Origin of the sequence: Legionella steelei, assembly GCF_001468005.1 — a bacterium.
Classification (GTDB): Bacteria; Pseudomonadota; Gammaproteobacteria; order Legionellales; family Legionellaceae; genus Legionella; species Legionella steelei.
In genome coordinates this window covers 216,877-238,207 of sequence record NZ_LNYY01000021.1, presented here as the reverse complement: position 1 = coordinate 238,207, position 21,331 = coordinate 216,877, and the positions used below count along the sequence as shown (strand labels likewise).

The window sequence follows — 21,331 nt, the reverse complement described above, 5'->3', positions numbered from 1 at the left end:
TCCGAATAATCTATAAAAATTCAATATGGATTTAGTTCGGCAATTCACTCGTAGTGATAACCTAAAAATTAAAATAACCATTTTTTAAATCCGTTTCAAAATCATTAGGCCAGTCACTGCGGTATAACTCATATTGTTTTTTTATAGAATTCTTTTCTATGGTTATCCATACTTGGGCACCGACAATTTGGTTTGGGTCATAACTTGAGCCATTTTCAATGGATATTTTAAATTCCTTAGCAGAATACCCATTTCTATTCAAAACGCTTCTAATGTCTTCTTTTATTGCATCCTCTTCACCATACATTATTTTGTCCTTAAATTGTAATTTAAGATAATTATAGCCATTAATAGCTATATTTAGAGTAATGTATGTTAGTAACAGTGATGGAAAAACCATAAAAAAGCTTTCATTTCTCATTAGGATAAGCGCTTAGAACAGATGCAAAGATGGCTAATACTGGTTAAAGAAAAAGGATTTTTTTTATTATGAACTCATTGAATCTAAATACAGATCTAAAGACTGGACTGGCATCCCAGGAGGCAAAGAAACGACTCACCTCTTTCGGTAAGAATGTTTTGGAAGAAAAGCAGACAAACAATCTTATTAAGTTTCTTTCGTTCTTTTGGGGACCTATCCCCTGGATGATTGAAGCAGCTGTTCTTTTGTCTGGAATCTTACAACGATGGGAAGATTTTACCATTATCTGTCTTATGCTAGGACTGAATGCAGGAGTGGGGTTTTGGCAACAATATAAAGCAGATAATGCCATTACTGCTTTAAAAAATAAACTTGCTTTAACAGCGAGGGTATTGCGCGACCGTGAGTGGAAAAATATTTCGGCAAGCGAATTGGTTCCTGGTGATATTGTTTTAATTAAATTGGGCAACATTATTCCAGCTGATATGAAATTACTTAGTGGTGAATATTTGACGGTCGATCAATCAACCTTAACTGGTGAATCGCTTCCCGTCGAAAAAATAATCGGGGATGAGGTCTACTCTGGCTCCATTGTCAGACTAGGTGAAATGATGGGAATCGTGACTGGAACAGGTATGAACACCTATTTTGGTCGTACCGCCAAATTGGTTGAGACAGCTAAAACAACATCGCATTTCCAGAAAGCAGTGTTAAAAATAGGCAATTTTCTCATTAAACTCACCTTAATCTTGGTCGTTATCATTTTGATTGTTGCACAGCTTAGACACGATCCTTTTCTGCATACCCTTTTATTTGCATTAATTTTGACAATCGCAGCTATTCCAGTAGCATTACCCGCTGTCTTAACAGTAACCATGGCAGTTGGTGCATTAAACCTTGCCAGGATGAAAGCAATTGTTTCGAAGCTTTCTTCAATTGAAGAAATGGCTGGTATGGATATACTGTGCTCAGATAAAACAGGAACACTTACGAAAAATCAACTCACCATGGGCGAACCTGTTCTAATAGAGGCTAAAAGTAAAGAGGAACTGATACTGGCAGCAGCATTGGCATCCGAACAAAATGTTGAGGATGTCATTGATCAGGCAATATTGAACGCACTTCCTCCTATTATCAATTTGAAGAATTTTGAAACACTCAAATTTATTCCCTTTGACTCAAAACAAAAACGGACAGAAGCCACTATCAAACAGGATAATATTTCGTTTCAAGTCGCCAAAGGTGCACCCCAAGTAATCCTTGAATTGGTCCAACAGCCAGAGTTTAAAAAACAAGTGGAGAATGCAGTAGATCAATTGGCAAATGAAGGATATAGGGCATTAGGCATCGCAAGAAGAGATAATGATGACAAATGGCACTACCTTGGATTAATCGCATTATTTGATCCCCCAAGAGATGATACGTTACAAACCATTCAATCTGCTAAGAATATGGGCCTGGAAATTAAAATGCTTACTGGGGACCATGGCTCTATTGCGAAAGAAATTTCACATAAGATTGGCTTGGGAGAAAATATCGTTTCTGCTGCGGAACTGTTCAATGAGGGTGAGCCAGCAATCAGTCAACTTGAACGAGTTGATGGCTTTGCTGAAGTATTTCCAGAGCATAAATTTAAAATTGTAACCATTTTACAATCAGATGATCATATCGTTGGAATGACAGGGGATGGCGTAAATGATGCCCCAGCCTTGAAACAAGCGGATATCGGGATCGCTGTTGGCGGTGCAGTTGATGCGGCGCGAGCAGCCGCAGATTTAGTTTTAACCGAGCGTGGACTCTCCGTTATTACGCGTGCAGTTGAAGAAGCCAGAAAAATTTTTGAACGGATGAATAGTTATGCAACATTCAGAATTGCTGAAACAATTCGAGTATTACTATTTATCTCTGCCAGTATCGTTGTTTTTAATTTTTATCCTGTGACGGCCGTGATGATCGTGCTACTTGCTATTTTGAATGATTTTCCTATCATGATGATAGCCTACGATAACGTGCCCGTTGCTCGATATCCTGTTCGGTGGAACATGCACCGTGTCTTAATTATCAGCACAGCATTAGGCATAACGGGTGTTATTAGTACTTTTATATTGTTTTACGTTGCCAAAGATTATTTCTATTTGTCCTTTTCAGTGATTCAAACCTTTATTTTCCTAAAACTATTAGTAGCAGGTCATTTTACAATCTATGTGACTCGAAATACGGGATCCATTTGGCAACGTCCATGGCCTAATTGGCGGCTCTTTTGTACCATTGAGCTGACCCAAATACTTGGAACATTGGCAGCAGTCTACGGATGGTTTGTTACTCCAATAGGCTGGAGTTATGCTTTACTCATTTGGGGTTATGCACTGGTTTGGATGTTCATAGGAAGTACTGTGAAATTGTTACTTTATAAGACCGTTATTACTAGAGATCACTACCAATAATCTTGATGCTGAAAAGGAGGTTCATATTATGACAATGGACAGTTTTTTATCAAAGAAGTTACAACAATTTTCAATTTTAGATTTAGGGCTGGTTAAATGCGTCTATTTGGTTGTTGGATTATTAATCTATTCATTATACCCTAAGCTATCCGCTTTAAATTGGTGGTTTTATCTTGCTTTAACTCTCCTTTGCTCTATGCCTTTATGGATTCATCTTTTTTCACAAAAAGGTAATTTATTTGAGAAAATGCACAATTATCTAAAAACAAATAATCCTTCAAACCAGGTATTGTTAGCTTTGGCAATGTTTTTCTTAGCTCTAATGCTTGGAACTCTATTACCATTTCTTATAAACGCCCATTGGTGGGTATATGTTGTTGTCATTGCTATTTTAGCGATAAAACCATTAACTGTAACTTGGTTTTGGTAACAACTTATCCCACTGTGTGCCTGGACCTAAGATTAACCTCTTGATTTGATAAGCCTTCATCTTAAAAGTTTACTAAACTTAATATATAGGAGGTGAGTTTATTATGAATAACATAAAAGAATGGGTTCTTGGGATAATATCTGAACTTTCTTTCTTTGCCTTTTTATTCTATACCCAGTATTTACTGAAAGTTGATGGCAATTTATGGATAAGTTCAATAATACTTTGGTTATTATTAAACATATCTATTGTACTATGTCCTGTTGTAAGGAAGTGCTATAAGTAAGTGCCAACAACCGTTTGAAGCAAATTATCCTGCAATCTACAAGGAGCCTGAGAGATGGAATTTTGTGCGATTGATCCCATATATCTAAAAAAATAGAGTAGAATGATGATGACAAACACTCTTTCTCAAGAATTGCTTCATAAGATGGATGCCTATTGGCGCGCTGCCAACTATCTATCAGTTGGCCAGATTTATCTCTACGATAATCCACTCCTTCGAGAACCACTCAAGCTATCACATGTAAAACCATTTATTGTTGGGCACTGGGGCACGTTACCTGGCTTGAATTTCATCTATGTACATTTAAATAGAGTCATAAAAAAATACGATTTAAATATGTTCTATATCGCAGGTCCTGGTCATGGCGGTGCTGCTTTAGTAAGTAATACCTACCTTGAAGGAACCTACAGTGAAATCTATCCAGACATCAGCCAGGATGAAGCCGGGATGCAAAAGCTGTTTACACAATTCTCTTTTCCTGGTGGGATTTCAAGCCATGTTGCGCCAACAACACCTGGCTCAATTCACGAAGGTGGAGAATTGGGATATTCGCTGAGTCATGCCTTTGGAGCTGTTTTCGATAACCCCTGTCTTATCGTTGCCTGCGTCATCGGTGATGGTGAAGCAGAAACAGGGCCCTTAGCAACCGCTTGGCAATCCAATAAATTTCTCAACCCTATTACCGATGGCACAGTACTGCCTATTCTGCACCTCAATGGTTATAAGATAAGTAACCCAACTGTATTGGCTCGCATCACTCATGAGGAACTGGAGCAGTTTCTACGAGGATGCGGCTGGATACCTCACTTTGTGGAAGGTGATGAGCCAGAAACAGTACATGAACTAATGGCCACTACCCTTGACAAGATCATCAAAGACATCCAGAAAAAACAAAAGAAAGCGCGGAGCACAAATGACTCCACTCGCCCACGCTGGCCCATGATAGTCCTTAAAACACCTAAAGGTTGGACTGGGCCGAAAATAGTTGATGGTCTGCAAATTGAGGGAACATTTCGTTCACACCAGGTCCCTCTTTTGGTTGATGCTCAGAATCCTAGTCATCTTAAACTGCTTGAAAAATGGATGAAAAGCTACAAACCAGAAGAGCTGTTTGATGAACATGGCCAACTTCTTCCAGATTTAGCCGAACTAGCCCCTAAAGGTAATAGACGGATGGGGGCTAATCCTCACGCTAATGGCGGCATTCTGTTGCGTGACTTGCGCATGCCAGACTTCCATGCCCATGCCGTGCAAGTACCTTCACCAGGTGCCGTGGCTGCACAAGATACCCTTGTTTTGGGTGGTTTTTTGCGTGATGTCACCAAGCTCAATCAGGATCAACGAAACTTTCGTATCTTTGGTCCTGATGAGACCCTTTCAAATCTTTTAGGCACTGTCTTTGAAGCAACCAATCGCCAGTGGGACGCTATAGAAGTAAAAGAGGATCAATTTCTTGCACCATCTGGACGTGTACTAGACTCGATGCTTAGTGAACACCAGTGCGAAGGTTGGCTAGAGGGATATCTTTTGACTGGTCGACATGGGTTATTCAACAGTTATGAGGCATTCATTCGCATAGTCGACTCGATGTTCAGCCAACATGCCAAATGGCTAAAAGTATGTTTGGAGCTACCCTGGCGTCTGAAGATTTCATCACTGAATATTCTTCTAGCCTCACACGTCTGGCAGCAAGATCACAATGGCTTCACCCACCAAGATCCTGGCTTTCTAGATCATGTTATCAATAAGAAGGCTGACATAGTGCGCCTGTATCTTCCACCGGATGCCAATTGTCTGCTTTCGGTGGTGGATCACTGTTTGCGTAGCCGAAATTATGTCAACGTTGTGGTAGCTGGTAAACATCCCCTACCGCAATGGTTAACTATAGATGCAGCCATAATTCATTGCACTGAAGGTGTTGGGATATGGCAATGGGCTAGTAATGATCAGGACAGTGAACCCGATATAGTGATGGCCTGCTGTGGCGACACACCTACTCTTGAAGCTCTAGCTGCAGTTTCCATTTTGCGGCAAAATCTTCCCAATTTAAAGATTCGATTAATCAATGTTGTCGATCTGATGAAGCTAGTGCCCAACACCGAACATCCACATGGATTAAGTGACAAAGACTATGATTCGCTATTCACAAAGAATAAGCACATTATCTTTGCATTCCATGGATATCCATGGCTTATACATCGATTAACCTACAGGCGTTTCAACCGCAATATTCATGTCCGAGGTTATACAGAGGAAGGAACAATCACCACACCTTTTGACTTAAGAGTTCAGAACAAGTTAGATCGTTTCAACTTAGTGCAAGACGTAATTGATAGATTACCTCATTTGGGCTCCAAAGGGGACTATCTGAAACAAATGATTCAAGACAAGCTCATTGAGCATAAGCAATACATAGACAGATACGGTCAGGATATGCCAGAAATCCGAAACTGGAAGTGGAACAATGCGGCACAGTAGATCAGCCCTCTACTAGATCACTGATTAAATTATTGCATTTTGTCCTGACGCCAGCCTGGCGTACACAATTTGGGTTAACTTTTAGTGAGGCAATACATATTAAAACAGGTATCCATATTAAGAAACATAAACTCTCGCTCACGCGCGAAATTACTTTTAATTCAATAGATAGAATGATTCCTATCAGAAATGAAATCAAAAAAAATATTTTGTCTGACGTGGAAAAACTAACTAATAGACAAAGCTTGGTCCAATTTTTTAGCTATAAAAGAGTTAAGCTTGACTGGAATCATGCATTAATCGAACAAGGTATGCCACTAAAAAAGTCTTGGCGTTATCTATACGCAAGGCAGATGTATCAATACTTACTGCCGATGCTGGGCAACTACCAAACCTGTTTGGTTTTACAGGATGAATTGGGTATAAAATCCTGCAACACATTATGGACATATCTTCATAAGTAAATCAAAGCTGAAAAGTGCATTATTTTCCATCAATAAATGCATCAAAGATCTAAAGATATATTCCCATGCCAGTAAAGCTGACACACGCCATATATTGAATCGCCTAAAAGCATCAGCGGAAAGGACGGTCAATCTTTTGTCACAGCCACCTTAGCTACCAATGAATCATTCAAACGAAATAATGAATGGCATACCATAGTGGAATGGCATCAGCTAGTTCTATTTGGAAAACTGACTAAAGTCACTGAATATTTAAAGAACGGTTCAAAGGTATACCTTGAAGGTAAACTACGTTCCAATCAATGGACTGACCAATGAAGGTAAAACACATCAAACCTTAAGCATCTTTGTCAGTTACTCAACTCACCCAAATTAGCTGATGAATCCAGCGACAACACCGCAGAGCACCATATGGCGCAAATACGAGAGCTGTTGCAACCCGATTCATAAGCACCGTTTTAATCACCCCCGACAACGGGAGCAAGCTCCCGTTTGGGATTGTTCCCTTCACAAAAGGAGATAATCCCATGCCCCCCCCTTCAATTTATGTCGCTTGTTTAGCTTCATACAGTAATGCCATCCTACATGGTGTTTGGATAGATGCGACACAAAGCGAAGATGACATCATGGAAGAAATCTGGGAAATGCTGGATAACAGTACTGAACAGGATGCTGAAGAATACGCCTCATTTATCCAAGAACATGGAGAGCTGGGCTTAGCCATTCGCTGTAACTATTCTATGATGATGCAAAAACCATGTTGGAGGATAATTACCAAAGTTATTATGATTCAGAGGTTGATTTTGCCGAGCAGTTATTTGATGAGTGTTACGCCCATCAATTACCAGATAATATCATCTGTTATTTAGATTATGATGCTTTTGCTCGTGACCTTTTTATCAATGATTATTTTTCAGTGGAGTTTGGTGGAAAACTCATGTTTTTTCTTGGAGCTTACTCTTAATCTTAGTGAATATGAATGGCGTTGATTGCTTAGACTATCCTCTTGAATTATAGTTAAAATTTTATTTGACAAACTATTGATGGAGAGGGTTATGGATGGGAACAATATAAATACAACTAGTAAATGTCCGGTAATGCACGGTGGAGTTACTTCCACAAGCATATCGAATATGGACTGGTGGCCCAATGCCTTGAACCTCGATATATTGCATCAGCATGATACCAAGACTAATCCAATGGGAAAGGACTTCAGTTACCGTGAAGAAGTCAAGAAACTGGATTTTAAAGCGCTTAAGAACGATTTACATACTTTGATGACTGATAGTCAAGAATGGTGGCCTGCTGATTGGGGACACTATGGTGGTTTGATGATTCGTATGTCCTGGCATGCTGCTGGGTCATATCGTGTGGCAGATGGTCGTGGAGGTGCGGGAACTGGTAACCAAAGGTTTGCACCTTTAAATTCTTGGCCTGACAATGTGAACTTAGATAAAGCTCGTAGGTTGTTATGGCCTATCAAGAAAAAATATGGCAACAAGATTAGTTGGGCTGATTTGATCGCTTTAGCTGGTACCATCGCTTATGAATCAATGGGGCTTAAAACTTTTGGTTTTGGTTTCGGCCGCGAGGATATTTGGCATCCAGAAAAAGACACTTACTGGGGTTCAGAAAAGGAATGGTTAGGCGCTAGCCGTTATGATAACCAAAGTCGTGAATCACTGGAAAATCCTCTGGCAGCTGTGCAGATGGGTTTAATCTATGTGAACCCTGAGGGTGTCAATGGTCAGCCTGACCCGCTACGAACTGCTCAAGATGTCCGCATAACCTTTGCGCGCATGGCAATGAATGATGAGGAAACTGTCGCTCTGACTGCAGGTGGCCATACTGTTGGCAAATGTCATGGTAATGGTGATGCAAAACTTTTGGGGCCGGCCCCTGAAGCGGCAAATCTTGAAGATCAAGGCCTTGGATGGATTAACAAAACCACTAGAGGCATTGGCCGTAATACGGTTTCAAGTGGTATTGAGGGTGCTTGGACTACACACCCCACAAAGTGGGATAACGGATATTTCCATATGCTTCTTAATTACGATTGGGAACAGAAGAAAAGTCCGGCCGGTGCCAACCAATGGGAACCGATTAATATCAAGGAAGAGGATAAGCCTGTTGATGTTGAAGACCCATCCATTCGATACAATCCCATTATGACTGATGCGGACATGGCCATGAAAATGGATCCAATATATTGTAAGATCGCCGAGCGCTTTTACAAAGATCCTGATTATTTTGCTGAAGTGTTTGCTCGAGCCTGGTTCAAACTCACGCATCGTGATATGGGACCAAAATCACGTTACATTGGGCCTGATGCCCCGAAAGAAGATTTGATTTGGCAAGATCCAGTACCTGTAGGTAACAAAGATTATGATGTCACTGCGGTCAAAAAGAAGATAGCTGCTAGTGCTCTCAGTATCAATGAAATGGTTTCAACTGCATGGGACAGTGCGCGAACCTTCCGTGGTTCAGATATGCGAGGCGGTGCAAATGGAGCACGTATACGACTCATGCCGCAAAAAGACTGGGCAGGTAATGAGCCAAAACGACTTGCAAAAGTCTTGAAAGTTCTTGAGGAAATCGCCGCGGAGTCAGGCGTAAGTGTCGCTGATGTGATTGTACTTGCCGGAAATGTGGGTATCGAAAAAGCTGCCAAAGCAGCTGGCTTTGACATTAAGGTTCCCTTCGTTCCTGGACGTGGTGATGCAACTGATGAGATGACTGATGCTGCTTCCTTTGCTGTGCTAGAACCTCTTTATGATGGTTATCGTAACTGGCTTAAGGAAGACTACGCTGTCAGTGCAGAAGAACTCATGCTCGATCGCACGCAACTCATGGGACTCACAGCTCCTGAGATGACCGTCCTCGTTGGAGGCATGCGAATGTTAGGCACAAATTACGGCGGTACGAAACATGGTGTTTTTACCAAACAAGAATGTGCTTTAACCAATGACTTTTTTGTCAATCTTACTGACATGGCAAACACATGGAATCCAATAGACAATAATTTGTATGAAATTCGTGATCGCCAAACTGGTGCTCTTAAGTGGACAGCTACCCGAGTAGATCTTGTGTTCGGTTCGAATTCGATTCTTCGTTCCTACTCGGAAGTGTATGCTCAGGATGATAATAAAGAAAAATTCATACAGGACTTTGTTGACGCTTGGGTGAAGGTGATGAACTCAGATCGATTTGATTTGACATAATGTTCGTAATCTTAAATCGGGAAGTGAAATAGATTAGTACTCATTTTATAGATAAAGAAGAGTACTTATAAAAAAATGAACAAGCAAGTGAGAGTTGAGATTATGAGCGATGCAATGCATATTGTTTGTCCCCACTGCCATACCATCAATCGACTACCTGAAACACGATTGAATGAACATCCCAATTGTGGAAAATGCCAAAAGGCGCTCTTTGATGGAAAACCAGTCCAATTGAACCAGAGTTTTTTTGAACAACATATCAACCGAAATGATATCCCTGTATTGGTCGATTTCTGGGCGCAGTGGTGTGGGCCATGCAAAATGATGGCTCCCCATTTCGAGTCTGCTGCAAGCCTACTTGAGCCTAAAGTTCGATTAGCAAAAGTTAATACGGAAGTCGAACGAACTTTAGCCACCCATTATACCATTCAAAGCATTCCAACCCTGATGCTTTTTCTTCATGGAAAGGAGGTCGCAAGAAGCTCTGGGGTCATGGGAGCACAAGATATCGTTCGCTGGGTAAATCAACATCTCGGCTAAGTTGGACAGTAGTTGTATATAATTGATCCTAGGTTTCTATTTTGACTATCCGGAGAGTACATAATAACTGCTATGTATTGTGATCTTGATACAGCAATATTAAGCGGAAAAAGAATTTAAGCCTCACAGCAAGAAGAGTAAATTTTCTGATACTACTACAATTGATGTATGCTAATCAGGAAGAAAATAATGTTTATATCCATTTATCATGCAATTGAATCGATTAAAGCTTAACTATACAACTATTCTCAATATAATATTTGCAGGAGTTGGAGCCATTTTATTATATCGATTCTGGAAAACTAATGGCATAGAAATGCTCAAAAAAATGAAATAAGTTAGATTTTTTGAGCATTCCTTTTTTTGGGGTCCGACATAATAAGTAAACATATCTCTTAATCTATATTTGTAGTTTATAACAGGAGTGTATATGTCGTTTTTTGAAATTATTGCAACTCTAATCACTCTCTCAGCTCTATTTAGTTACGTTAATTTTAAATTGTTCAAGCTTCCTCCAACAATCGGATTGATGGCCATCGCTCTAGCACTTTCTTTGTGCTTGAATGTATCTGGAACCATCTGGCCTGAAATTATTTCAGGTTCCAGAATTTTTTTGGAGCAGATCAATTTTAATGATACTTTACTCCATGGAATGCTTTCTTTTCTGCTGTTTGCTGGTGCGCTTCATATTAATATTAGTCAACTTGCTGAACAAAAAATCGTTATCACGGTGCTGGCCCTCATTGGCACACTAATCTCCACTGCCATTGTAGGTCTGCTAATATATTGGCTACTCATTTTAATCAATATTCAAATTTCTTTTATTTATTGTTTACTCTTTGGCGCTCTTATTTCACCTACTGATCCGATTGCGGTGATGGGCATTTTAAAAACTCTAGGCACTCCTAAGAATTTAGAAATGAAAATCGCTGGAGAATCGCTCTTTAATGATGGAATAGGTGTTGTACTTTTTCTGGGTATTCTTGAAGTTGTCTCAAGCCCACATGAACTCAGTATCTCACATTTATTAATATTGTTTATTACAGAGGCTATTGGAGGTGCCTTGTTTGGATTGGTAATCGGCTATATCGCCTACCAAATGTTAAAATCCATCGACAATTATCAGGTTGAAATTCTTATCTCGCTTGCCCTTGTGATGGGTGGATATGCGCTAGGAGAGCGGATTCATATCTCAGCCCCCATTGCCATGGTAGTGGCTGGATTGCTTATTGGTAATCACGGACGACAGTTTGCAATGTCCGATAAAACCCGCAAACATCTGGATACCTTCTGGGAATTGCTCGATGAAATATTAAATGCCGTACTCTTCGTTTTAATCGGCCTAGAAGTGCTCGTACTAACTATCAATAATCAATATCTGTTGATTGGGATAATTGCGATTCCAGTGGTACTACTAGCTCGCTGGATCTCAGTGGCTGTGCCATTAACTTTAATGCGTCGTCAACTAAAATTCACTCCGCATAGTATCAAGATTCTCACCTGGGGCGGCTTACGTGGAGGGATTTCGGTGGCATTGGCTCTTTCCCTGCGCAATATAGTTGGAAAAGAAAGTGAATTTATCTTTGAAGCTATCTTAATGATGACCTATATCGTGGTTGTTTTTTCAATCTTGATTCAAGGACTGACTATCGGTCCCTTAGTGAAAAAACTGTATGCACGCAATCATTGAAAGAAAGATTTTCATAGATAATATTGCAGCCATTTTTCTTATTTAAGAAAATAACTTTATATATCTCTTAAAAGATCAACTAATAAATTGATTGAATTAGCAAGCGCTATTTGCTCCTCTACAGTTAAAACCTGAAGGTTATCGTTCAATCTATTATGTAGAAGATAAGGGGCAGCAGAAACAAACTCTTTTCCTTTTTCTGTAATATCAATATAAATAATACGGCGGTCCTGAATATCACGTGTTCGATTAACAAATTGTTTTTCTTCTAGTCGGTCAATTACCCCTACAATAGTGCTCATTGATAAATATATTTTTTTTGAAAGAGCAGATATGGTCATTCTTCCATTTTCATAAATTTCATACAAACAGACTATTTGAGGGACAGTTAAGCCATAGCATTTGTTTAATCTTCTGGAATGATAATCCATCTGCTGCATAATTTTTCGTAAGGCAAGAATGATGCTTTTGGAACGCTGTTCTGACTGTTGAGCAGCGGTTATTTTGTCGTCTAGCGATTTTTTCTCGATATCACTCATGGATGATTCTTTACCTATTAACGGTTGCAATGAACTAATTTACCCAGTACCATGATAAATACTTTGTGTACAAATAATATCAACAGATATAGATTTTTAAGGGCATTAGCTATTGTATCCAAGTATTCAATATAACTATAGAAGTATCCTCAAAAATAATATTGAAATTAATTTTCAATACACCAGTCACTTTAGTAATTCTCAAGTATCATCAACAAAGGGAGGATTATCGAATGGATAATCAAATTAACCAACTCTTAAGATCAACCAGGGATGCATCGCAATTGACCTGCACTCCTACAGAGGAAGAAATTTATTTTAATAGTAATGGAGTATTAACGTTAGGAGTAGAAATTGAGCTCCAGCTCATTGACTCTAAAAACTTTAATTTATGCTCAAGAGCAACTGATGTACTTAATGCTACAGCCCATCTCGAAAAAATTAAACAAGAGTTTTATTTAAGTACTATAGAAGTGAATACAGATAAATGCATCACTGCTCAGGAAGTTGAAGATGATCTTTATAAAACACTCGCTTCTTTACAACTAGCAACAAAGGATTTAGGGATTTTATTTTCCACAACCGGATCTCACCCTTTCTCTAAATACTCCGATTGGGTAGTCTCTCCTACGACTCGTTATCAAGAGCTAATTGATCGTAATCAATGGCTTACCCGACGTATGAGTGTCTATGGCTTACATGTTCACATTGGCATGTCCAGTGGTGAAGATTGTATTCGATTTAACAACTTTTTCATGTATTTTTTACCTCATTTATTAGCGCTTTCTTCAAGCTCTCCGTTCTGGCAAGGAATAGATACAGGGCTTGCCTCTTGTAGACCAACTACTTATGAAGCGTTACCAACTGCAGGACAACCCTATCATGTCCGAACATGGCAAGATTTTGAGCATTTATATAAGTCATTAAAATTATGCGGTTCGATTAAATCTCTTAAAGATTTATGGTGGGATTTAAGACCAAGTCCTGGATTTGGAACATTAGAAATTCGTGTTTGTGATGGTGCTGCCACTTTATCAGAGACGCTTGCTTTAGTTGCCTTGATTCATACACTTGCCCATTGGTTTGCTGATAATGGAAGTTGGCTTGAATCAGTCGCCTATCCCCCTTATTGGCTTTCTCGAGAAAACAAATGGAGAGCCATTCGTTACGGTTTAGATGCTGAGCTAGTAATGAATACTGAAGGTAAAACCAAATTGATGCGCGAAGACCTCCATGAATGGTTTGAAAAATTAAAGCCCTATATCAAAAAATTGGACTATCAAACTTATTTTTCTACTCTTAAAGTGATTATGGATTCAGGGACAAGTTCTGAACGACAACGCAAAGTATTTACTCACAATCATTGCCTTAAAGATATTGTGAAGCACAACGTCAGTGAGTTCTTACTTCAAACCCCTCTATACAGACGCGAATCTGTCATTACAACCCCTTGATGGGAACTGCTGTTTTAAAAGCAATCGAGGAATATAATAATGAAACAAGTAACTTATACATCAAAAAAATTGGGTAATGTAACGATTAAAAGCGAATTAAATCATTACACAATTTATTCGAATAGGTTGGTGGCCAGATCTCTCAATCAAGATGAAGAGAGCTTTTTAATTGATAAATATACTACTCTTTTAGAGAGCTCTGAAAATATAAAGATGTTTGGTGAAGGAAAGACCTGGGAACCCTCTGCCGTAAAAGAGTTCATACAGGATGAAACGAAACGTTGGAATTCTGGTAACAAATTCTCGGTGCTTTCAATTTACCATTCAACTACTCAAGAATTTGTTGGTTATCTCCACATAAAACATTCTTTAGATGATTTCTCTCATGTGGGAGTCGGCCATCAAAATGTCGGTGAAATAGCTTATATTATTGATCAAGCTTTTTGGGGAAAAGGTTATGGAACTGAAATTGCAATCTTAGGGAAAAAATTTATAAAGCACATTATTTCTGAAAGTGAAAGTGGAACCTTAGAAAAGAACATTAAAGAAATCGTTGCCACAGTTCACCCCTCAAATGAAGGTTCAAAAAGGATCTTACAGAAAACATTGAAACATCAAGAGCAAGAAGAGTTTACTAAGTTCGGCGACAAACCACGCCTATTATTTTTTAAACCTTTGAAAACAACTGATGCATTAGTGAATGTACCTATGGATTTAACTTCTAAATTATAAAAGGAAGATAGACTATGTGTGGTATCGCCGGTGAATTTCAATTCAATAAAAAAAATGTTCCTCTTCTTAATCTACAAAAGGTTTTACTCAGGCAGTTTAACCGAGGACCTGATGATGGTCATATATACCTCACGAAAAGTTTGGCGCTTGGACACAGAAGACTGAAAATTTTTGATTTATCAAATCTGGGGATGCAACCTATGGTTGATTCAGATTTAGGTTTGGCATTAGTTTTTAATGGAGCAATTTATAATTTTACTGAGTTACGCGAAATCCTAAAATCTAAAGGATACTCTTTTAATTCCAATAGTGACACGGAGGTACTTCTTAAGGCATACCATGCTTGGGGAAAAGATTGTGTACATCGTATCGATGGTATGTTTGCTTTTGCTATCTGGGAACAAAATACAGGTAAATTGATACTTGCCCGCGATCGATTAGGCATTAAACCACTTTATTATTCTGCTGATGCAAATTATGGATTCAAATTTGCATCCACGTTACCTGCTTTAATTGAATTTGGTGATGTCGATACATCAATTGATAGAATCGCACTTCATTATTACCTAACCTTTCATGCGGTTCCTGAACCGCGTACGATTTTATCTGGTGTAAAAAAACTCTCTCCAGGTTGCCTAATGACCGTTCACCCTGATGGTAAAATTGAAGAGGAGAGCTACTGGGATTTAAAATTCGAGAATACAAAAGCAGAGCATTATCGTGATGAAAATTATTGGATAAAAGAAACTTACGAAGTATTAAAATCTGCAACTCATCGCCAATTAGCTGCAGACGTTCCTGTGGGCATCTTACTTTCTGGAGGATTAGATTCTTCATTACTTGTGGCCATGGCTTCCAAACTTGGACAACAAGAAATTCAAACATTCTCTATTGGGTTTGATAGTACACATGGAGAGCAAGGTGATGAATTCTTATATTCGAATCTTATTGCTTCAAAATTTAATACACAGCATCAGCAAATGTTTATTTCAAATAAGCAGTTAGCCTATTCATTAGGAAATTGTATTTCTGCAATGTCAGAACCTATGTTGAGTCATGACAATATCGGTTTTTATCTTCTTTCTCACGAGGTATCCAAACATGTTAAAGTAGTTCTTTCAGGTCAAGGCGCAGATGAGATTTTTGCAGGTTATCATTGGTTTCAAAATATACATGTAAATCCAGCTTTACCATCACAATCAGCACAAATCATTTTTAACAAAGTAGCTGATCGTTCTTTTAAAGAATACCAGCAACTTGTAATGCCAGACCTCCAAACACCATTTCATGCTTCGGATTTTTTAATGAAGCTTTGTGAAAAAAATAACTCTAGAAACCCAGTCGATAATCTACTTAAATATGAAAGCACCTTCGCATTAGCAAATGGTCCCTTATGCCGAGTTGATAATATGACCATGGCAGCAAGTTTAGAAGCAAGAGTCCCTTTTTTGGATGAAAAGATGCTCAAACTTGCAACTTCTATGCCCCTTAAATATAAATTGCCCCAAGGAGGTAAATATATTTTAAAACAGCTTGGAAGGAAAATGCTTCCTAAACAAATTGTAGATCGCCCCAAAGGATATTTTCCTGTTCCAGCGTTGAAGTATTTAGAGGGAAGTACTTTGGAGTTAATGCGTGAAGTACTTTCTCCTGAAAACATAAAGCAAAGAGGTATTTTTAATTTACAAGCAGTTCAAAGCTTATTTACAAAATCAGAAAAGAATTTTACGCGTTCAGGTATTTCTAAGCTGTGGCAAGTTGGTTTGCTTGAGTATTGGTTGCAACAGCATAAGTTATAAATAAATAAGTACAATTTTTATCATTAAGTTTTTAAAGGTAGAATATGAAAATTAGAGAAATAAGTAACAAATTTTTGGGAGTTAATTTCTTATTATGGTCGATCTATTCTAATAGCATATCTGGTACCTCAAATTGTTTATTTGATCTCCCTCCTGGTGAGCAATTTCTTATGCAGGGAAATTTTAAATTTACAAGAAAATTTGTATGTAATTTGGAATCCAAAGAACAGAATGCTGAGAATTTATTAAGTTTTATTGCAATAAAAAATAAAAGCATTATTAATAACTTAACTATGCCAGAAGGCACTGTAATGGTTTTATTTACCGCCGATAATTTTAAGGATGGTTTTTCATTTGAATTAGAGCCTGAATCTAGCCTAGGAATAACTAATAGCTCTGAAGAGTTTGTCAGCCTAAATTGTTGCGATAAAGTTTCTCTTAAGCAGACAAATATAACATATCAAGAACAATTTTGAGGACTGGATGTCTTAGAATCTATGAGTTAGCAATACGCTTAATGTTCTTTTGAACATTAAGCGTATTGCTAATAAATTTTTTAATTTCTATTGTCATTTATAAAGCTGCTCCTTTTTTAACGTTCTACGCAACAATTGGGTATAGATAGGGGCGTTTCTTGCTAATTGCACTACTGTAGTAGATGTCAAACAGGTAACCATTAACGGCAATATCAATAAATAATTTTGCGTCATTTCAACAACCAAAATGATCCCCGTAATCGGCGCTCTTACGGAAGCAGAAAACAGAGCCCCCATGCCAGCAACTGCAAACATACCCGGATGAATATTTATATCACTTGAAATTGCCTGAAGAATATGTGATGCAGCTAATCCTAAAATGGTTCCTAAAGCTAACATTGGCGCAAAAATCCCACCAGGAACACCTGTACCGTAACACAATAAGGTCATAATAAATCGGATTATAAGTAACACCACCAAGACTAAGAAATCAGGATAAGCTATTAAAGCTTGTTCGATTATGTGATACCCGCCTCCAACAACACCAGGCTGTTTATAAGCCAAATACCCTACTGTGAGACCAATAATTAATACGTAAATATCTTTTACCCAAGGCTTTAGCTTATCCAGGATGTTCAGCAATTTCATCAAAAACATATTAAAGCCAAGACCAACAATACCTACAACTATACCAAAAGCAAAGAACAACCAAAGAGATTGAAGATTGGGCGGGGTAAATACAGCCATTTTAATATCAGGTTGCGGTCCAATTATGATATGCAACATGATCGTTGCGAACACACAACAAATGGCAACCGTTTTAAAATTTGTAAAGGAGAAATTAAACTCACTGCGCATTTCTTCAAGTACAAAAAGGACTCCAGCAAGAGGTGCATTAAAAGCCGTTGCAAGCCCGGCTGCTGCTCCGGCTGCTATAAGTGAGTCACGTCTTTTTCTAGTTAAAGAGAAACACTCACCTAACATCTCACCAAGGTTACCACCAATTTGAATCGTAGGCCCTTCGCGCCCGAGCACCATTTTAGAACCGATTGACAAAACACCACCGATAAATTTTACAGGCAGCAATCTGCGCCAAAAAATATGACGCTCATGAAGTAAAGTACCCTCAATTTCCTGAACACCACTTCCTGAGGCCTCAGTTGCTACCCATTTGACCAACATCCATGCGATAAAAACCATGACCATCGTCGTGAGCGCAGAAACGATATCTATATCCAAACCTTTTGACTCTGCAAAATTAAACCAGCTGATTAAAGCATTATTTAACCAATGGATTGACAGTTGCAATAATGAACCCACAGTTCCTGTTAATATGCCTAATAAAATTGAAAGCACATAAAGTATTAAGGTTTTCTCTCGCATAGGTCATCATCCTGAAGTTTAATAATAAAGTTACTTGGCCTAAACATAGCGACTCTACACCGATTATAAATGCTAATCCTTCACAGATGTGGACTGTTCAAGGAATTTTGAAAAAACTAAATAAACTCCATTCGTCCAACCAAATCCAATTTCATTAGTAGCATAACTGTATTTAATTTTGTTATCTGTACGAGTGCTTAATGTATTTACATCATATTTTTCAAAAATCGCGTGATTCTTTTGAAACCCGCTATTTACGGTATTAATGAATTTGCCAGCTATTTCTATTGCAAACTTTTTGTAGCCATATTTTTCAAGACCAAGCACAGCAAAATATTGCATTGGAGCCCATCCAAATGGAGCATCCCATTGTAATCCAGAGTTATTAAGGCTTGTTACAATTCCCCCTTTCTTTAATAAATCGGGTAAATGTCTAACTACCGCTGCAGCCTGTTCTTTTGAGGCGATTCCTGCCCACAAAGGATAAAAGGTAGTTACAAATGGATAAAATTTTCGTTTTTTCTTTTTAAAGTCATAATCCAAATAATAACCTGTAGACTCATCCCATAAATAGCGATTTATATTATTAACTCGAATATTAGCTCGATCTTTCCATAGCATAGCTTCTTTAGAATCTCCTAATATTTCATAGATTTTCTGTGTATCGCGCTCCATTTTATACAACAAAACATTCAAATCTACAGGAGCATAATCTAATATTCCAATGCCAAAAGGCCCATATTTTGCGGTAATATCAAAACCAGATTCGCGTATTGTGCGATCGGCAATATAAAAAAAACGAGTTAATTTATTATGTTGGTTGTCATAAAACAGTTTTTTATCATAATCAGTTATAGAATGGGTTTTAAAATAATTTAATACTTTTTCATAATACAATGGTGACTCTTCAGGTGTGGGCCCTTCTCCATCTGAGTAATATCGAGATAAGCCAATGTTTGGTATTGCATGAGGCGGAGATGTCCAAAAATGATATAATTTTTTAATTGCAGGTAAAGTAGATTTTAACCAAAGTTTATTAGGATCTTTTTGATAATAAGCCAATATCATTTCAGTTAGTACTGGTGGCTGTGTTCTTCCTAAATAATAGGTGCGGTTAGCATTTAAAATAGTCCCATAATTTAATACTTCATAAATTAAATTATCCACCATACCCTTTGCAAGGGTAAATCGATTATTATTGAGAAGGCCCAATTCAATAAAAAAGCTGTCCCAAGCATACATTTCATTAAACCGACCTCCAGGGACTATATATGGATATGGTAAAAAAAGTAGGCCATGTTTTTTTATTTGAGTGTAATCTCTAGGTAAATATTTAAACTTGATTTGAGAGCATTTTATATTTTTTTGCCTAACCGCCTTTATATTTTCATCTTTGGGTAAATATACTATCAATTCATCAGTTAATAATTTTGGATCCTCACTGGATTGAACCCAATTGTCGCGTGTTAATAAACTCCAGCTTTTATCGATATATCGAGTAACTTGTAAATTAACATTATCAATTTCACTAGCAAGTGCCTTTTGCAAAATAAGAATCAATATTAATATTGACCTATACAAGTATTGACCTTTTGAAATTATGCGCAATTTTAATATCCTTATTTATTACCTTTCAAACTTGCGAATCTTATTACTTTATATTTAGTCTATTAGTTGTAGTTGTAATAGACTGATTATTTTTGTTAACACTGTTTCTCTTCCGTCCAAATATATAAGCTCTTTATCTTTTATAATCATATCTTGTTGCCTTATTTTGTATATGCTCTAAAACAATAATTAGCCAACTCAGTGTGAAGGTTCATTACAACCTTCAGAAGTAGTTCTTGTTTAATTTATACTGTTCGCTTTACCTACGTTTTTTATTTTTCTCGTAAATGGCAATAATAATCAAAAAATAAGCAACCAATCTAATTAAATAAATGAGTGGATTTTCATTTTGTATATTAGTTGTTCCAATGATGACTCTACTTAAAGCTTCCAGTAAAAAGGACATTGCAAAATAGAGAAAAAAACGATCATGGGTACTTTTCCAGAAACGAAGAAAAAATAGGCTAACAATTATAGAAGCCATTACAAATGCTCCAACAAGCATTGCATTTATCATCATGACTTCTCCTCCCATATTAGCCCAAATAGTAAGAGTAGCAGCGAGACTACACCTGTTAGCAATCTTATGGTTGATAAATCTGTCTCAATAAAAACAAAGGCATCCAATACAAGGAGAAGATTGTTAATCGTTAAGCCTAAAAAGCACAGCCCCCCCCAAAGCAGGATAGTAGATTTTTGTTTGGCATAGTTGCTTAAAAGCAACCAAGCACAAATCCCAGCGGTGATGGTACATAGAATGTAGATGATGGCTGCCATAGTCAGGTATCCTTTTTCCAAGTGAATGCATTAGCAAATCGCTGTGCTTTTTGATCAATATTAGAATGAATTAAATTAGTTACTTCTATCAAATGTAGTGAATAGGTCGCCGCCAACTGATCAAGCATGTTTTTTAAGAAATCATCTTTGGGATAAAATTGGTATAAAGGTGGCCATTGTGTGGAAACAATTATTATACCTGCATTCACTAATTGTTTTAGGATCTCTTCAGCAGAGGAATCACTGATAAAAATACGTTGAGCCACATCATGTAAACTCCACTCACGGTGAGGTTCATGACGCATTAATAGTATCACTTCAAGATATGGAATGGAGGGAACACTATTCAATATGAACCGCCTCATATCATCTGATATATCTGTATTATCCATACTGATCCCATATTGATTATTTGGTTAAAATACAAACAGGAATATATCATTATCCTACGGCAATTACGTTCAAACCCAAAATGAAGAAGACCCGATAATTTGATTGTAATATAATCAAATAACAAATCTTTCAGTTTTAATGTATTCCATAGGAAGTATCCCTTTTTGAATTTTAGACCATGTTAGATCAATCTACT

19 protein-coding genes and 2 pseudogenes are annotated in these 21,331 nt (G+C 37.7%); 14 read left to right on the top strand and 7 right to left on the bottom strand.

What is annotated here, in order from left to right:
* Positions 1 to 61 precede the first annotated feature (61 nt).
* Positions 62 to 307: a hypothetical protein gene (locus tag Lste_RS15765; RefSeq protein ID WP_058512460.1), complete on the bottom strand. Its 246-nt coding sequence runs from the start codon at positions 305 to 307 to the stop codon at positions 62 to 64.
* A 182-nt stretch (positions 308 to 489) separates the two neighbouring features.
* Between Lste_RS15765 and Lste_RS15760 the strand changes: the two genes are divergently transcribed.
* The 10 genes and pseudogenes from Lste_RS15760 to Lste_RS15725 all read left to right on the top strand — a co-directional run bounded on the left by Lste_RS15760 (position 490) and on the right by Lste_RS15725 (position 11,974).
* The gene (locus Lste_RS15760) at positions 490 to 2,865 is read left to right on the top strand and encodes a plasma-membrane proton-efflux P-type ATPase (protein ID WP_058511949.1); all 2,376 of its coding nucleotides are present in this window, start codon (positions 490 to 492) and stop codon (positions 2,863 to 2,865) included.
* Positions 2,866 to 2,893: 28 nt separating this feature from the next.
* Positions 2,894 to 3,295 (top strand): hypothetical protein, encoded by a 402-nt coding sequence (locus Lste_RS15755; protein WP_058511948.1) that lies wholly within the window; start codon positions 2,894 to 2,896, stop codon positions 3,293 to 3,295.
* 388 nt (positions 3,296 to 3,683) lie between these two features.
* Complete coding sequence (locus tag Lste_RS15750; protein ID WP_058511947.1) at positions 3,684 to 6,059, top strand: phosphoketolase family protein; 2,376 nt, start codon at positions 3,684 to 3,686, stop codon at positions 6,057 to 6,059.
* A complete protein-coding gene (locus tag Lste_RS15745) occupies positions 6,038 to 6,523 on the top strand; it encodes a hypothetical protein (RefSeq protein WP_237760508.1) in 486 nt (161 codons plus the stop codon). The genes Lste_RS15750 and Lste_RS15745 overlap by 22 nt, the downstream gene beginning before the upstream one ends.
* A pseudogene (locus tag Lste_RS19665) lies at positions 6,516 to 6,626 on the top strand (phage integrase N-terminal domain-containing protein); the annotation flags it as partial. The gene Lste_RS15745 and the pseudogene Lste_RS19665, both read left to right, overlap by 8 nt.
* Positions 6,617 to 6,841 carry a single-stranded DNA-binding protein gene (locus Lste_RS19660; protein WP_337589293.1) on the top strand — a complete coding sequence of 75 codons (225 nt, stop codon included), beginning with the start codon at positions 6,617 to 6,619 and terminating at the stop codon, positions 6,839 to 6,841. The pseudogene Lste_RS19665 and the gene Lste_RS19660, both read left to right, overlap by 10 nt.
* 209 nt (positions 6,842 to 7,050) lie before the next feature.
* Positions 7,051 to 7,487: pseudogene (locus Lste_RS15740) on the top strand (antirestriction protein ArdA).
* A 91-nt stretch (positions 7,488 to 7,578) separates the two neighbouring features.
* On the top strand, positions 7,579 to 9,744 hold the full coding sequence (gene katG, locus Lste_RS15735) for a catalase/peroxidase HPI (RefSeq protein WP_058511946.1): 2,166 nt from the start codon (positions 7,579 to 7,581) through the stop codon (positions 9,742 to 9,744).
* Between the two features lie 102 nt (positions 9,745 to 9,846).
* On the top strand, positions 9,847 to 10,284 hold the full coding sequence (trxC, locus tag Lste_RS15730) for a thioredoxin TrxC (protein ID WP_058512459.1): 438 nt from the start codon (positions 9,847 to 9,849) through the stop codon (positions 10,282 to 10,284).
* Positions 10,285 to 10,714: 430 nt separating this feature from the next.
* Positions 10,715 to 11,974, top strand: coding sequence for a cation:proton antiporter (locus Lste_RS15725; RefSeq protein ID WP_058511945.1), 1,260 nt, complete (start codon positions 10,715 to 10,717; stop codon positions 11,972 to 11,974).
* Positions 11,975 to 12,030: 56 nt separating this feature from the next.
* Here the strand turns inward: Lste_RS15725 and Lste_RS15720 are convergent, their stop codons facing one another.
* Entirely contained in the window at positions 12,031 to 12,513 is a 483-nt protein-coding gene (locus Lste_RS15720) for a MarR family winged helix-turn-helix transcriptional regulator (protein ID WP_058511944.1), read from the bottom strand.
* 233 nt (positions 12,514 to 12,746) lie between these two features.
* Here Lste_RS15720 and Lste_RS15715 point away from each other — a divergent pair, with 233 nt between their 5' ends.
* From Lste_RS15715 to Lste_RS15700, 4 genes are read left to right on the top strand one after another with little or no spacing between them, the layout of a single operon-like run.
* A complete protein-coding gene (locus Lste_RS15715) occupies positions 12,747 to 13,967 on the top strand; it encodes a carboxylate-amine ligase (protein WP_058511943.1) in 1,221 nt (406 codons plus the stop codon).
* Between the two features lie 39 nt (positions 13,968 to 14,006).
* A complete protein-coding gene (locus Lste_RS15710; protein ID WP_058511942.1) occupies positions 14,007 to 14,699 on the top strand; it encodes a GNAT family N-acetyltransferase in 693 nt (230 codons plus the stop codon).
* A gap of 14 nt (positions 14,700 to 14,713) precedes the next feature.
* Entirely contained in the window at positions 14,714 to 16,498 is a 1,785-nt protein-coding gene (locus tag Lste_RS15705) for an N-acetylglutaminylglutamine amidotransferase (protein WP_058511941.1), read from the top strand.
* Positions 16,499 to 16,542: 44 nt separating this feature from the next.
* On the top strand, positions 16,543 to 16,974 hold the full coding sequence (locus tag Lste_RS15700; protein WP_058511940.1) for a hypothetical protein: 432 nt from the start codon (positions 16,543 to 16,545) through the stop codon (positions 16,972 to 16,974).
* A 93-nt stretch (positions 16,975 to 17,067) separates the two neighbouring features.
* Here Lste_RS15700 and clcA read toward each other — a convergent pair whose 3' ends face one another.
* The 5 genes from clcA to Lste_RS15675 all read right to left on the bottom strand — a co-directional run bounded on the left by clcA (position 17,068) and on the right by Lste_RS15675 (position 21,134).
* Positions 17,068 to 18,357: a H(+)/Cl(-) exchange transporter ClcA gene (gene clcA, locus Lste_RS15695; protein ID WP_058511939.1), complete on the bottom strand. Its 1,290-nt coding sequence runs from the start codon at positions 18,355 to 18,357 to the stop codon at positions 17,068 to 17,070.
* Between the two features lie 72 nt (positions 18,358 to 18,429).
* On the bottom strand, positions 18,430 to 19,905 hold the full coding sequence (locus Lste_RS15690; protein WP_420324194.1) for a trehalase family glycosidase: 1,476 nt from the start codon (positions 19,903 to 19,905) through the stop codon (positions 18,430 to 18,432).
* 319 nt (positions 19,906 to 20,224) lie between these two features.
* The gene (locus Lste_RS15685) at positions 20,225 to 20,485 is read right to left on the bottom strand and encodes a DUF5985 family protein (RefSeq protein WP_202814175.1); all 261 of its coding nucleotides are present in this window, start codon (positions 20,483 to 20,485) and stop codon (positions 20,225 to 20,227) included.
* Positions 20,482 to 20,742, bottom strand: a complete 261-nt coding sequence (locus Lste_RS15680) for a DUF5985 family protein (RefSeq protein WP_058511937.1) — start codon at positions 20,740 to 20,742, stop codon at positions 20,482 to 20,484. The genes Lste_RS15685 and Lste_RS15680 overlap by 4 nt, the downstream gene beginning before the upstream one ends.
* Positions 20,743 to 20,744: 2 nt before the next feature.
* Entirely contained in the window at positions 20,745 to 21,134 is a 390-nt protein-coding gene (locus Lste_RS15675) for a hypothetical protein (protein ID WP_058511936.1), read from the bottom strand.
* Positions 21,135 to 21,331 lie beyond the last annotated feature (197 nt).